10 protein-coding genes and 1 pseudogene are annotated in these 13240 nt (G+C 50.5%); 3 read left to right on the forward strand and 8 right to left on the reverse strand.

Annotation, left to right across the window (positions count from 1 at the left end):
* Positions 1 to 71: 71 nt before the first annotated feature.
* Positions 72 to 1226 (forward strand): site-specific integrase, encoded by a 1155-nt coding sequence (locus JNE38_RS26375; RefSeq protein ID WP_203354021.1) that lies wholly within the window; start codon positions 72 to 74, stop codon positions 1224 to 1226.
* A 57-nt stretch (positions 1227 to 1283) separates the two neighbouring features.
* On the opposite strand, the gene sufB is transcribed toward JNE38_RS26375, so the two are convergent.
* The 6 genes and pseudogenes from sufB to JNE38_RS26405 all read right to left on the reverse strand — a co-directional run bounded on the left by sufB (position 1284) and on the right by JNE38_RS26405 (position 8364).
* The gene (gene sufB / locus JNE38_RS26380; RefSeq protein WP_203354022.1) at positions 1284 to 2681 is read right to left on the reverse strand and encodes a Fe-S cluster assembly protein SufB; all 1398 of its coding nucleotides are present in this window, start codon (positions 2679 to 2681) and stop codon (positions 1284 to 1286) included.
* Between the two features lie 36 nt (positions 2682 to 2717).
* The gene (sufU, locus tag JNE38_RS26385; RefSeq protein WP_203354023.1) at positions 2718 to 3155 is read right to left on the reverse strand and encodes a Fe-S cluster assembly sulfur transfer protein SufU; all 438 of its coding nucleotides are present in this window, start codon (positions 3153 to 3155) and stop codon (positions 2718 to 2720) included.
* Positions 3142 to 4368 (reverse strand): cysteine desulfurase, encoded by a 1227-nt coding sequence (locus JNE38_RS26390; RefSeq protein ID WP_203354024.1) that lies wholly within the window; start codon positions 4366 to 4368, stop codon positions 3142 to 3144. Before JNE38_RS26390 ends, sufU begins: the two co-directional genes overlap by 14 nt.
* A complete protein-coding gene (sufD, locus tag JNE38_RS26395) occupies positions 4368 to 5666 on the reverse strand; it encodes a Fe-S cluster assembly protein SufD (RefSeq protein WP_203354025.1) in 1299 nt (432 codons plus the stop codon). The genes JNE38_RS26390 and sufD overlap by 1 nt, the downstream gene beginning before the upstream one ends.
* A 21-nt stretch (positions 5667 to 5687) precedes the next feature.
* Entirely contained in the window at positions 5688 to 6476 is a 789-nt protein-coding gene (gene sufC / locus JNE38_RS26400) for a Fe-S cluster assembly ATPase SufC (RefSeq protein ID WP_203354026.1), read from the reverse strand.
* A gap of 411 nt (positions 6477 to 6887) precedes the next feature.
* Positions 6888 to 8364 (reverse strand): annotated as a pseudogene (locus tag JNE38_RS26405) (alanine/glycine:cation symporter family protein).
* Positions 8365 to 8677: 313 nt separating this feature from the next.
* Here JNE38_RS26405 and JNE38_RS26410 point away from each other — a divergent pair.
* Both JNE38_RS26410 and JNE38_RS26415 read left to right on the forward strand, forming a co-directional pair.
* Positions 8678 to 9142: an SRPBCC family protein gene (locus JNE38_RS26410; protein WP_203354027.1), complete on the forward strand. Its 465-nt coding sequence runs from the start codon at positions 8678 to 8680 to the stop codon at positions 9140 to 9142.
* A gap of 139 nt (positions 9143 to 9281) precedes the next feature.
* Positions 9282 to 10043, forward strand: a complete 762-nt coding sequence (locus tag JNE38_RS26415) for an exodeoxyribonuclease III (protein WP_203354028.1) — start codon at positions 9282 to 9284, stop codon at positions 10041 to 10043.
* 70 nt (positions 10044 to 10113) lie between these two features.
* Here the strand turns inward: JNE38_RS26415 and pckA are convergent, their stop codons facing one another.
* Positions 10114 to 11691, reverse strand: a complete 1578-nt coding sequence (pckA, locus tag JNE38_RS26420; protein WP_203354029.1) for a phosphoenolpyruvate carboxykinase (ATP) — start codon at positions 11689 to 11691, stop codon at positions 10114 to 10116.
* Between the two features lie 382 nt (positions 11692 to 12073).
* Positions 12074 to 13219 (reverse strand): M20 peptidase aminoacylase family protein, encoded by a 1146-nt coding sequence (locus tag JNE38_RS26425; protein ID WP_203354030.1) that lies wholly within the window; start codon positions 13217 to 13219, stop codon positions 12074 to 12076.
* Positions 13220 to 13240: the final 21 nt, after the last annotated feature.

The raw sequence follows: 13240 nt of genomic DNA on the forward strand, positions 1-13240 counted from the left end.
CTTTCCAGCCCAAAAAGGCTGTTTTTATATACATTTTTCGAACATACGTTTGTAAGAAAGGAGATCTATCGATGGCGTATTACCGAAAACGTGGCGATAAGTGGGAGTACCGAATCAAATATGCAGATCGTCAAACCGGTAAAACAAAAGAAAAAACTAAAGGTGGCTTCCGAACAAAAAAGGAGGCACAGCTGGCAGCTGCGGAAGAAGAGGCCAAGATCAACCACTTTGGCTTTGCAGAGAACGGCAATGAACGAGTAGACAATTTTTTCGAGGATTGGCTGGAGGTGTATAAAAGGCCCAATGTAAAGCCCATCACCTATTCAGTCCAGGAGAGAAACGTCCGGTTAAACATCCTCCCGCGATGGGGGAATTACCGGTTAAAAGATATCACGCGAACCGAGTACCAGAAATGGATTAATGAGCTGCGTGACCATTATAGCGAGGGAACCGTTCGACGCATTCACAGTATCATGAGCACGGCTATGGTAGACGCGGTTCATGAATTCAACATCATTCGGGAGAACCCTATCCAAAAAATCAAGATACCAAAAGACAATGAAAAAGTGGACAAAATCAGTTACTTCACAATGGAACAGCTCGAATCATTTTTAAACGCCGTGAAGACTCCTATGAAACATGCCAAGTATCAGGCATCAATTCAATACTATGCCCTATTCACGTTACTGGCGCGGACCGGGTTGCGGATCGGTGAAGCCCTAGCGCTTACATGGGACGATATTGACTTTGAAGAGAAGACACTTTCGATTGAGAAAACACTGGTCTATCCATTAAACTCGACGCCTTACCTGTCGACTCCAAAATCGAAAAAAAGTGCTCGAACCATCAGGTTAGACGATGCAACAGTGAAACTCATGAAACGCCACAGAATCAATCAAAAAGAAGTTTGCTTGATGTATGAGAACTACAAGCCATCGCAGGATAACGTCATATTCCATCAACACGATGGTCGCTGGCTGCGGACCAATGTTGTACGCGAATACTTCAAAGAGGTTTGTAAACGTGCTAATCTCCCCGTACTCTCCCCTCACGCCCTCCGGCATACCCATGCCGTCCATTTACTTGAAGCCGGTGCAAATATAAAATACGTGTCCGAGCGACTTGGGCACGCGAGCGTCAAAGTCACTGCAGACACGTATTTACATGTTACCAAGAAAATTGAGGACGAATCCCTATCCCTTTACGAGAGATACGTCAAAATTTAGGGGGCAAAATGGGGGCAAGCCCATTTTTGAAGCCCGGAAACCCTTGTGGCGCAAGGATTAACCGATACTTCCCTCCATCTCGAACTTGATCAGGCGGTTCATCTCTACCGCGTATTCCATCGGCAGTTCTTTTGTGAACGGCTCGATGAAGCCCATTACGATCATCTCAGTCGCTTCTGCTTCGGAAAGGCCGCGGCTCATCAGGTAGAACAGTTGATCCTCGGATACTTTGGAAACAGTCGCTTCATGCTCGAGCGTGATGTTGTCGTTCATGATCTCGTTGTACGGGATCGTGTCGGACGTGGACAGTTTATCGAGAATCAGCGTATCGCATTTGATGTTGGACTTGGAGCCTTCCGACTTGCGTCCAAACTGCGAAAGACCGCGATACGTTACTTTACCGCCATCACGGGAGATGGACTTGGAAATGATGGTCGACGTGCAATCGGGAGCCAGGTGAATCATTTTCGCACCTGCGTCCTGGTGCTGTCCTTTCCCTGCTACCGCAATGGAGAGAACGGTACCTTTTGCACGTGGGCCTTTCATGATAACAGCCGGGTATTTCATCGTCAGCTTGGAGCCGATGTTACCGTCGATCCATTCCATGTTCGCATCCGCGTAAGCAACCGCACGTTTGGTAACGAGGTTGTATACGTTGTTGGACCAGTTTTGGATCGTGGTGTAACGGCAGCGAGCGCGTTCTTTCACGATGATTTCTACAACAGCGGAGTGCAGGGAGTCCGTGCTGTAGATCGGAGCTGTACAGCCTTCTACATAGTGAACGAAGGAATCTTCATCCGCGATGATCAGGGTACGCTCGAATTGACCCATGTTCTCCGAGTTGATGCGGAAGTATGCTTGCAGCGGAGTGTCCACTTTTACGCCTTTTGGTACGTAAATGAAGGAACCACCTGACCATACTGCCGAGTTCAGGGCAGAGAATTTGTTGTCTGCCGGAGGAATGACGGTCGCGAAGTATTCCTTCACGATGTCTGGGTACAGCTTCACTGCGGAATCCATGTCGCAGAAAAGAACGCCCAGTTTTTCGAGGTCTTCCTGCATGTTGTGGTATACAACCTCAGACTCGTACTGAGCGGATACACCCGCGAGGAATTTTTGCTCGGCTTCTGGAATACCCAGCTTGTCAAAAGTGGCCTTGATTTCCTCTGGCACTTCATCCCAGCTGCGTCCTTGCTTCTCAGACGGCTTTACGTAGTAGGTAATGCTGTCAAAGTCGAGGGAATCCAGATCGCCGCCCCATTTTGGCATGGGAATGCTGTTGAAGATGTCCAGAGATTTCAAGCGAAACTCCAGCATCCATTCCGGCTCGTCCTTGATGCGCGAAATTTCTTCGACGATTTCGCGAGTCAGACCCTTTTTCGTACGGAATACGGAAACGTCCTTATCGTGAAAACCGTATTGGTAATCCTGTATTTCAGGGGCTTTTTTAGCCATCGTTTGCTCACTCCTTTATTCTCATTTGCAAGATTGCTATTCTTGCTCGGCCTGTTTGATGCCTTGTTCCAGCGCTTTCCAGGCAAGCGTCGCGCATTTGATTCGAGCAGGGAACTTCGCGACACCCGACAATGCCTCGATATCGCCGAGATCGATCGAATCGTCGATCTCCTTGCCCTGCATCAAATCGGAAAACTTGTGGGCCAGCTCAAGCGCTTCTTCCACTGGCTTGCCTTTTACAGCATCCGTCATCATCGAAGCGGAGGACATGCTGATCGAGCAGCCTTCGCCCATGAATTTCGCGTCCACCACCTTGCCCTCCTCCACTTTCAAGGAGAGCGAGATGCTGTCGCCACAGGTCGGGTTGTTTAGATTGACAATGAGTCCGTCGGATTCTTCCAGCTTGCCGCGGTTGCGCGGTTTCTGGTAGTGGTCCATAATGACGCGGCGGTATAGATCATCAAGAGAAGACATTGCCGAAATACTCCTTCGTCTTCTTCAATCCTGCTACCAGTACATCGACTTCTTCTTCCGTATTGTACAGGTAGAAGCTTGCCCGTGCGGTAGCCGTGCAATTCAACCAACGCATCAGCGGCTGCGCGCAGTGATGACCGGCACGTACTGCGATTCCGTAGCTGTCCAGAACCGTAGCCAGGTCATGCGGGTGTACCGTATCCAGATTGAATGTTATTAGACTGCTGCGGTCCTGCTGCGGGCCGTAAATCGTTAAGCCTTCGATCTCGCGCATTTGCTCCATCGCATATTTCACGAGGTGCTTTTCATGACGCTCGATATTTTCCATGCCGATCTCGTTCAAGAAGTCGATAGCAGCTCCGAGGCCAATCGCACCGGCAATGATCGGAGTACCGCCTTCAAACTTCCAAGGCAGCTCTTTCCACGTGGAATCGTACAGCTCCACGAAGTCGATCATTTCACCGCCAAATTCCATTGGCTCGACGCGCTCCAGCACCTCACGCTTTCCATAAAGCACACCGACACCAGTCGGGCCGGCCATCTTGTGAGCGGAAAACGCGTAAAAATCACAATCCAGGTCCTGGACATCGATTTTTTTGTGAGGAGCTCCCTGCGCTCCGTCTACCAGCAAAAGAGCACCATGCTCATGAGCGATCTTGGCGATTTCCTTGATCGGAGTAGTATCCCCCAAGACGTTGGAAATATGGTGAATCGCCACGAGTTTGGTGTTGTCCGTAACCGTTTCTCTCACTGCATCGAGAGTAACAGTGCCGTCTTCCTGCAGCGGAATGAACTTAAAGGTAGCTCCGGTCGCTTTGGCTGCCTGCTGCCATGGAATGAAATTGGCATGGTGCTCCACGACTGTGGTCACAATCTCATCGCCTGGCTTCAGAACCGCGCGAGCATATCCGTACGCTACGGTATTAATCGCCGACGTTGTCCCGCGAGTAAATACCACCTCGGCAGCTTCACGAGCGTTTATGAACGCGCGAACCTTCTCGCGCGCTCCCTCGTACGCATCCGTCGCCATATTGCCCAAGGTGTGAACTCCGCGGTGCACGTTGGAGTTAAATGCCTTGTAGTATTTATCCATCGCCTCGATGACCTGAATCGGCTTCTGCGAGGTCGCTCCATTATCGAGATACACGAGTGGATGCTCGTTTACCTCTTGGTGCAGGATGGGAAAATATTGCCGAAGCTCCTTGGCGTTCATTAGCCTAACTTCCTTTCGAGCGCTTGGCGGAGCCTGTTTCTCACTTCTTCTACCGGGATCTCAGCTACAACCGGATCGAGGAAGCCCAGAATGATCAGACGTTCCGCATTTTGGCGGGTGATACCGCGCGACATCAGGTAGTAGAGAGACTCTTCGCTGAAACGTCCTACAGAAGCTGCGTGACCTGCTTTGACGTCGTCCTCGTCGATCAAAAGAATCGGGTTGGCGTCTCCGCGAGATTTTTCGCTCAGCATCAGGATGTTCTCTGCCTGTACGCCGTTTGCTTTTTCAGCGCCTTTTTCGATTTTGGTGATACCGTTCAAAATGCTGACGGCCTCTCCAGTCATAACGGCCTTGCTGACCATGTCAGACTCGGAGTGAGTGCCGATGTGCTGAACTTGGGAAGTCAGGTTTTGGCGTTGGGTGCCCGTACCTACGGAAATGGATTTGGTCTCGGCAATCGAACCGGTTCCTTTGAGGATCGTGGTGTTGTTAGCAACGGTGTTTCCGTCGTTCATTTCACCCAGGATCCACTCCATTTTTCCATCGCGATCTACGGTTGCGCGTCGGAAGCTGTAATCGTGAACATCCGTGGACAGGGAACGCACAGATGCGACTTGTACGGAAGCGCCTGCTCCTACGTACACTTCCACGATGCTGTTTGCTACCATATTCTTGCCTTCGCCGGACACAAAAGTATCTACGTAAGTCACTTTGCTGTTTGCTTCCGCTACGATCAGAACATGTGGGGAAAGGAGCGCGTGGTCGCCAGCTACTTCAAAGACGACTTGCAACGGCACTTCCACTTCCACATTTTTCGGCACGTAGAGGAACACGCCGCCATTCACTACTGCTGTGTGCAAAGCAGTCAGCTTGTGCTCGTCATAAGCCACGACATTCAGCAAGTGCTTTTGAACCAGATCGCCATGCTCCACTAGAGCTTTTGCAAAGGTAGTGAAAATGACGCCCTTGCTCTTCAGCTCGTCGGAAACGGCTTCAAAAACAGAAGAAGCGTTCTTTTGCACCAACAGGTTTTTCACGCTGTCGGCGTCGATTTGTGCTTTGACCAATTCGCTCAGTTCACTCGCAGACGCCACTGGCGCTGCTGTTTGGAACGGATCAAATTCGGTCGTGTTCCATTTATCAATTTTCGTTTTCTCCAAAGCGGGCAGTTGCAGCTCTCCCGCCGCTTTCAAGCCGGCGAGGCGCTTTTCCAGGAACCAGGCAGGCTCCTGGTTGGCTTTGGAGTACTCGGTGATCGCTTCAGAGTCGAAGCGGAGCTGTACATCCACACTCATTTCACTGCTTCCTCCTTCTTCCTACACGTTGGCGTTTACGGTTTCATCCTCGATGCCGAGCTCTTCCTTGATCCAATCGTAGCCTTCTGCCTCGAGGCGTTCAGCCAGCTCAGGACCACCGGACTTCACGATACGACCCTGCATCATGACGTGTACGAAGTCAGGCTTCACATAGTTCAGCAAGCGCTGGTAGTGCGTGATGATCAAAAAGCCGCGGTCAGCGGAGCGCATTTCATTCACGCCGTTTGCCACTACTTTCAGCGCGTCGATGTCGAGACCGGAGTCGATCTCATCAAGAATGCAGAAGGTTGGCTCGAGAAGCATCATTTGCAGAATCTCGTTGCGCTTTTTCTCCCCACCGGAGAAGCCTTCGTTCAGGTAACGATGAGAGAAAGATTCATCCATTTCCAGAACGCCCATTTTCTTGTCCATTTCACGGATGAACTTCATCAGGGAGATTTCATTGCCTTCTCCACGGCGTGCGTTGATTGCGGAACGCAGGAAGTCGGAGTTGGTCACACCGCTGATCTCGGATGGATATTGCATCGCGAGGAACAGACCAGCGCGAGCACGCTCATCAACTGCCATTTCCAGCAAGTCTTCGCCATTGATGATCACTTCGCCTTCGGTTACCTCGTATTTCGGGTGACCCATCAGCGTAGATGCCAAAGTAGATTTACCTGTTCCGTTCGGGCCCATGATTGCATGGACTTCGCCGCCCTTGATTTCCAGATTCATGCCCTTGAGGATTTCTTTATCCTCGATCTTGGCGCGAAGGTTTTTTATTTGCAAATGCGGTACTGCTGTCATCTGAATTCCCTCCATAAACGTCAGAAGTGAGTTGGTTAATTCTCAATCCATTCTCAATAACCATCTTATAATAAGAATAATTATAAATCAAGGAATGAAACATATCTGTAATTTTTAAATCATTATATTTAGAAAGTCGAATTTTGGCGACAGGCATCCGCGTTTTCCACCCGCTACTGGAACATCTTTCCCAGAGGTCCCGCGCGTAATACCAAAGCCCCCAGCAATCGTCCTCCCAAGGAAGCCCATCACTCTATTTTCGCCAGTTCGCCCTCCTTGATCAAGATGAAATTGCACGAGAAGCGGAAACGGAAACACTTTCCAAAGGGGCAGCAAAAAAAGGCGCTCACCTGAATCATCAGTTCCGTGAGACGCCATCCATATCGTAAGGATATTTATTGAAATGATTTCCTACGAAGCACCGCTCTTTCTCTGCTTTGCTACCACCTGTTCCGGATGCTTGTATTCCTTCTCCCAGAAATCAGCGTACTTTACGCCTGCTTTGACCGGATCAAACACCGGGTCCTTCCCTTCCAGCTTCTGCTCCTCATAATCCCGAAGGACTCGAAGCGCCGGCTTCGTCAGCAGCAGAATCGCAATCACGTTGAGCCAAGCCATGCTGCCAACGCCAATGTCCCCCAAGGTCCACGCCAGCCCGGCCGATTTCACGCTGCCGTAAACGACCATGACCATCATGAGCAGCTTCAGCGCATATTCCGTCCAAACTCGTCGCACCACTCCATTCAAGTACGTGAGATTGGTCTCCGCCATGTAGTAATACGCCATGATGGTCGTAAAAGCGAAGAACAACAGAGCGACGGCGATAAACGGAGAACCAAAGCCCGGCAATACGGATTCCACCGCAAGCTGCGTGTAGATCGGTCCTGGCTCCACATCACCCAGACTGCTGACGATCGGGGCTGCGCCCTCCGGAGTAACGTTGTACATGCCGGTAATCAGAATCATAAACGCCGTGGCCGAACAGACAAACAGCGTGTCAACGTACACGGAGAATGCTTGCACGATCCCTTGCTTGGCCGGATGGGATACTTCCGCGGCAGCTGCAGCATGGGAGCTGTACCTTGTCCCGCTTCGTTCGAATAAATTCCGCGCTTCACGCCCCACATGATGGCCGAACCGAGAATACCCCAAAAGCAGCTTCTGTACCAAATGCACTTTTAAAAATAAGAGAAATCATAGCTGGCAACTCAGAGATGTTGAGGAAAACAATCAGCAATGCCACCAAAATATATCCCAAAGCCATAAACGGCACGACGATCTGGGCAACGTTTGCAATGCGCTTTACGCCACCAAAAATGATCGCTCCCAGAATCAACGCCAGGATAATGCCCGTCACCCATGGATTTATGCCAAACGCATTTTCCATTCCGGATGCAATGCTGTTGGCCTGAACACCCGGCAGCAAAAACCCGGTAGCGATCACTGTCACTATCGCAAACAATACCGCATACCATTTTGCTTTGAGTCCTTTTTCAATGTAATAGGCCGGACCACCGCGAAACTGGCCATTATGCTTCGTCTTGTATACCTGCCCCAGAGTAGCCTCGATAAATCCGGAAGCCGAGCCTAAAAAGGCCATCACCCACATCCAGAAGATCGCTCCTGGACCGCCAAACGCAATCGCCGTTGCCACTCCGGCTATGTTTCCTGTCCCTACCCTGCCCGACAATGCCATGGAAAGCGCCTGGAAAGACGAGACGCCGGCATCCGAGCTTTTTCCATCAAACATCAGGACGATCATGTCCTTGATGTGGCGAATCTGGAGAAATCTCGTGGCAATGGTGTAAAACAAACCTGTTCCCAAACACAAGTAAATGAGCGCTTTACTCCAAATCAAGTCATTCAACCATGCAACCGCTTGTTCCAAGATATTCCTCCCCCTCCTCTTCTTGTCTATTTGAATTATAAAGTATTTTATTTTTGTTCACTAGTTTTTATTATTGTGAGTTATCGTTTTTTTTTAATGTTTCTGCATAGTATTGATAGCGAATTAAAAAAGAACAGGCATGCCCTCATGTCTGTTCTTTTTACCGTACATCACTTCTATTTTTTCGCAAACCACATCAGGATTGGGACCGGTACGTTGCATACATCCGTCAGATATGAATGACATTACCAGCGATCTTTTGCCATACATATAACAGGATGGGTCAACACAGAAGGGAAAGGAATGAGTGACCATGCCTCAAGGGATACATGATGTCGATTTGGATCTTCCCATCCAGACAGTCTGGGCGTTCGTGAGTGTAATGGAAAACTGGATTCCGCTGGTGCCCGGTTACCTCAGCCATGAAATCATCAATGACCGAAAGTCCACCTGGACCTTTACGAGCGACATCGGCATTCTGAAGAAAAAAATCAACCTTCAGGTAGATATCGTGGAGTGGCAAGAACCTTCCTTGGTGAAGTTCAACCTGACGGGGATCAACGAAAATTTTGCCGGCGAAGGCTTTTTCAAAGCGCAGGCATTGGGAGATATGCGCACAAGGATGACAGGGGCCCTCGATATCACTGCGAAGGGCGTCAAAGCGCCTGTCATCAATCCTGTGCTGAAAAACCATGTCCCCGAGATGACGGCTGAATTGGCAGAGGCTGTCGCAACCCGCATGCGTGAGCTGGCCTCGACCACACCGACCCGCAAGTGAAGAACCCTCTGCAGCAGGTTCGAGCTGAGCCATGACTGCAGAGGGTCTTTCCATTTTCTACACGAAAATAACCTCACAGTTGTGATAGGATTAGGGAAAACGGCATCTGCCAAATTGCTGCAAGGAGATCCGGCCGACAATGAAAATGGTATCGTGGAATGTAAACGGAATAAGAGCGTGTGTGAATAAAGGCTTTCAAGAATACTTTGCCCAGACAGATGCAGATATTTTTTGCATACAGGAAACCAAGGTGCAGGAGGGGCAGTTCACCGCGGAATACGCAGCAGATTATGAGCAGTACTGGAACTACGCAGAGAAAAAAGGCTACTCGGGAACCGCTGTGTTTACCAAGGTCAAGCCTCTTTCGGTCCGATACGGCCTGGAAGAGAATCACGAGCCTGAAGGACGGGTGATTACGCTGGAGTTTGCGTCCTTCTACCTGGTCAATGTGTATACGCCGAATGCCAAACGGGACCTCTCCCGCCTCGATTACCGTCTGGAGTGGGAAGACCGCTTCCGCCGCTATCTGCTCCAGCTGGACGAGCAGAAGCCGGTCATTGTCTGCGGTGACCTCAATGTGGCTCACCAGGAGATTGATCTCAAAAATGCGAAGTCCAACCGCAACAACTCAGGCTTTACTCCGGAAGAGCGCGGAAAGATGACGGAGCTGCTCGAATCCGGCTTCCTCGATACGTTCCGCTTTTTTTACCCGGATCAGACAGACGCCTACACCTGGTGGTCGTACATGCCAAAAGTGCGCGAGCGAAACATCGGATGGCGCATCGATTATTTTCTGGCTTCCAAGCGACTGGCACCTGCCCTGCTGGATGCAAAGACTGATGCCCACATCACCGGGAGCGATCACTGCCCCATCATCTTGGAGCTGGGAAAATTGGAATAGAGCAAAACAAAAAAAGAACGGGTAGACACTGTTCGTCTATCCGTTCTTTTTTTGTAAACAGCCTGTATGGTTACGCTTTTGGACCCGCTTTTGCGATGTCGGTTGCATTCGGGAATTTCTTTTCGAAGTTCTCGATGAAACGGGAAGCCAGATCAGCTGCCTGCTTGTCGTAATCTTCCTTGTTTGCCCATGTATTGCGCGGTTGCAGAACTTCTGCAGGTACGTTCGGGCAAGTCGTTGGCACTTGTACGCCAAAGGTTGCATCCGTTGCGTATTCGACTTTCTCCAGCTCACCGCTCAGAGCAGCCGTTACCATTGCGCGGGTGTAGGACAGCTTCATGCGGCTACCTACTCCCACCGGTCCGCCAGTCCAGCCTGTGTTCACGAGGTACACCTGAACGTCGCGCTCGTCGATCTTTTTACCCAGCATCTCTGCATACACGACTGGATGCAGCGGCAGGAATGGAGAGCCGAAGCAAGTGGAGAACTCGGTTTGTGGAGCCGTTACCCCGCGCTCCGTGCCAGCCATTTTGCTGGTGTAGCCGGATAGGAAGTGGTACATGGCTTGTTCTTTTGTCAGCTTGGAGATTGGAGGCAATACCCCAAAGGAGTCTGCTGTCAGGAATACGATCACATTTGGTTGTCCGCCCACGCCGGGGATGACAGCCCCTTTGATCATTTCTACCGGGTATGCAGCACGGGTATTTTCCGTGTATTTATCGCTATCGTAATCAGCTTTGTGTGTAACGCTGTCTACATCTACGTTTTCCAAAACCGTACCGAACTGAATCGCGTTCCAGATCTGCGGCTCGCCTTCTTCGGAGAGCTTGATGCATTTTGCGTAGCAACCGCCTTCGATGTTGAATACACCGTTATCAGACCAGCCATGCTCGTCGTCACCGATCAGGAAACGATCCGGGTCAGCGGACAAAGTGGTTTTCCCTGTTCCAGACAGACCGAAGAACAGAGCCACATCGCCGTCTTTACCTACGTTTGCCGAGCAGTGCATGGACAGGACATTGCGCTCAGGCAGCATGTAGTTCATGACGCTGAAGATCGATTTCTTCATTTCGCCAGCGTATTCCGTACCGCCGATGAGAACCATTTTGTGCTCAAAGCTGAGTACGATGAAGGTCTCGGAGTTCGTTCCATGAACAGCCGGGTTTGCTTTGAAGTTTGGTGCATACACTACAGTAAATTCCGATTCATGGTTCGCCAGTTCTTCTTCTGTCGGACGGATGAACAGCTGACGAGCAAACAGATTGTGCCAAGCGTATTCATTCACCACGCGAATCGGCAGGCGGTACGTGGTATCCGCTCCAGCAAAACCGTCAAATACAAACAGCTCTTTTCCTTGCAGGTATTCGAGCACGTCTTGTTGAAGAAGCTGGAACTTCTCGGAGGAAATCGGTTGGTTGACTGGACCCCAGTTGATTTTATCGTGTACGGAAGCTTCGTCCACCACAAATTTGTCCTTTGGCGAACGGCCAGTAAACTTGCCTGTTAGCGCATTGAGCGCCCCCTTGTCGGTCAAAATCCCTTCGCCACGCTTCACTGCCATTTCTACGAGCTCAGCAACAGGCAGGTTGTTATATACCTTGGAAGCTCCCAGAATGTCAGCAAGCTTATGAACGGTGTTGGTTTCCATGTGTGAACGATCTCCTTCCCAAATGTCTATCCATTATTGTGACTTTCTAACGAGTTAGAATGCAAAAGGTCATTTGCTTATCCATTCTAACACGCAGTCGCTCATCTCGAAATATCATCGTAATTCATTTTCGTATTGTCGTTCAATTTGTAATTAGTATATCACATTTGATCAAATAAGCTACATAATTTTATAATCTCTTATGGAGAATGTGTGAATAACCTTCCAAGCTAGTTTCCCCTGTCCGTCATTTTCTTTCCCCAGTCAAACCCGAAGCCCCTTAGTGAATTACTGGTTGCACGAAAAACCCGGTACCTGATAGGCACCGGGTGCTTTTTTGCGTCAACCCCGCACCGTAGGTACAGGGCCATCGCAACCATGCTTACTTGAGCTTTTCAAACGTTCGGACGACCACATTCGCCAATATTTCCACGCCTTTGACCAATGCCTTCTCATCGAATTGCATGTGGGGATGATGCAGGCCAGGGGCCAGATCGCAGCCGAGAGCCAGCATCGTCGCTTTGATCTGCGGGCGCTCTACCGTATAGAAATGGAAGTCTTCCGCTCCCGGGCTGACTGGAGCCGGCCTGAGATTCTCCTCCCCAAGCACATCGATGATTGATTGCTCCAGCAGTGCTTTTGCCTCATCGCTTACTTCCGCCGCCACCATTCGGGAGCCCATCTGCACATCGATCTGTGCCTGAAAGCTGACGGCCACCCCGTCGATCACCTGCCGCACCCGAGCAAGCAGATCGTCCATCGCCTGATTGGTCTGCGCCCGCAAATCGAGTGCGAAACGCGCCTTGTCTGGAATGATGTTGTAGCTTTCTCCTCCCGCCTGGAGCATCGTCATTTTGACTGTGGCCGGAACCGTAGGATCTGTATGTACCTGACCGATGCCTGTGACGATGGCACTCGCCGCTTCAATTGCATTAATCCCGAGGTGAGGTCTGGCACCATGGGCCGCTACCCCCGTTATTTCACCGTACAGGAACATAGCTGCCCCGTTATAGATCGCAGGGCCAGCCAAGCCGCCCTTCATTTCCTGAATAGGCCGAAGATGCACTCCATACAAATAGTCAATGTCATCCACGACGCCCTTTTCCACAAGCTTCAGCGCCCCTGTCCCCTTTTCCTCCGCGGGCTGAAACAAGATTTTAACGGTGCCCTCAGGCCGGTAGCCCGAAGCGATCAAAGACTCCACTGCTTCGACAATCAGCGTCATGTGGGCATCGTGACCGCATGAATGGTTCGCTCTCCATTCCCCGTCCACTTCCTGCCAGAGTGCGTCAATATCGGTACGCAGTCCGACGACGGGCTTTCCTTCTCCCCATTCCGCCACGAGGCCCGTGCAATCTTCAAAGGTCGTGACCCGCAAGCCGAGGGATCGCATCCGATCCGCCAAATAGCGCGTCGTCTGCACTTCCTTCCAGCTGATTTCCGGATTGGCGTGCAAATGACGGAATGTTTCGGCAATAGATGTTTCACGTGCGGTAACGGTTTGCTTTAAAGAAAAAGTCGTGGACATACCCGTTCCTCCTCGAATATC

This window comes from Brevibacillus choshinensis, assembly GCF_016811915.1.
Classification (GTDB): domain Bacteria; phylum Bacillota; class Bacilli; order Brevibacillales; family Brevibacillaceae; genus Brevibacillus; species Brevibacillus choshinensis_A.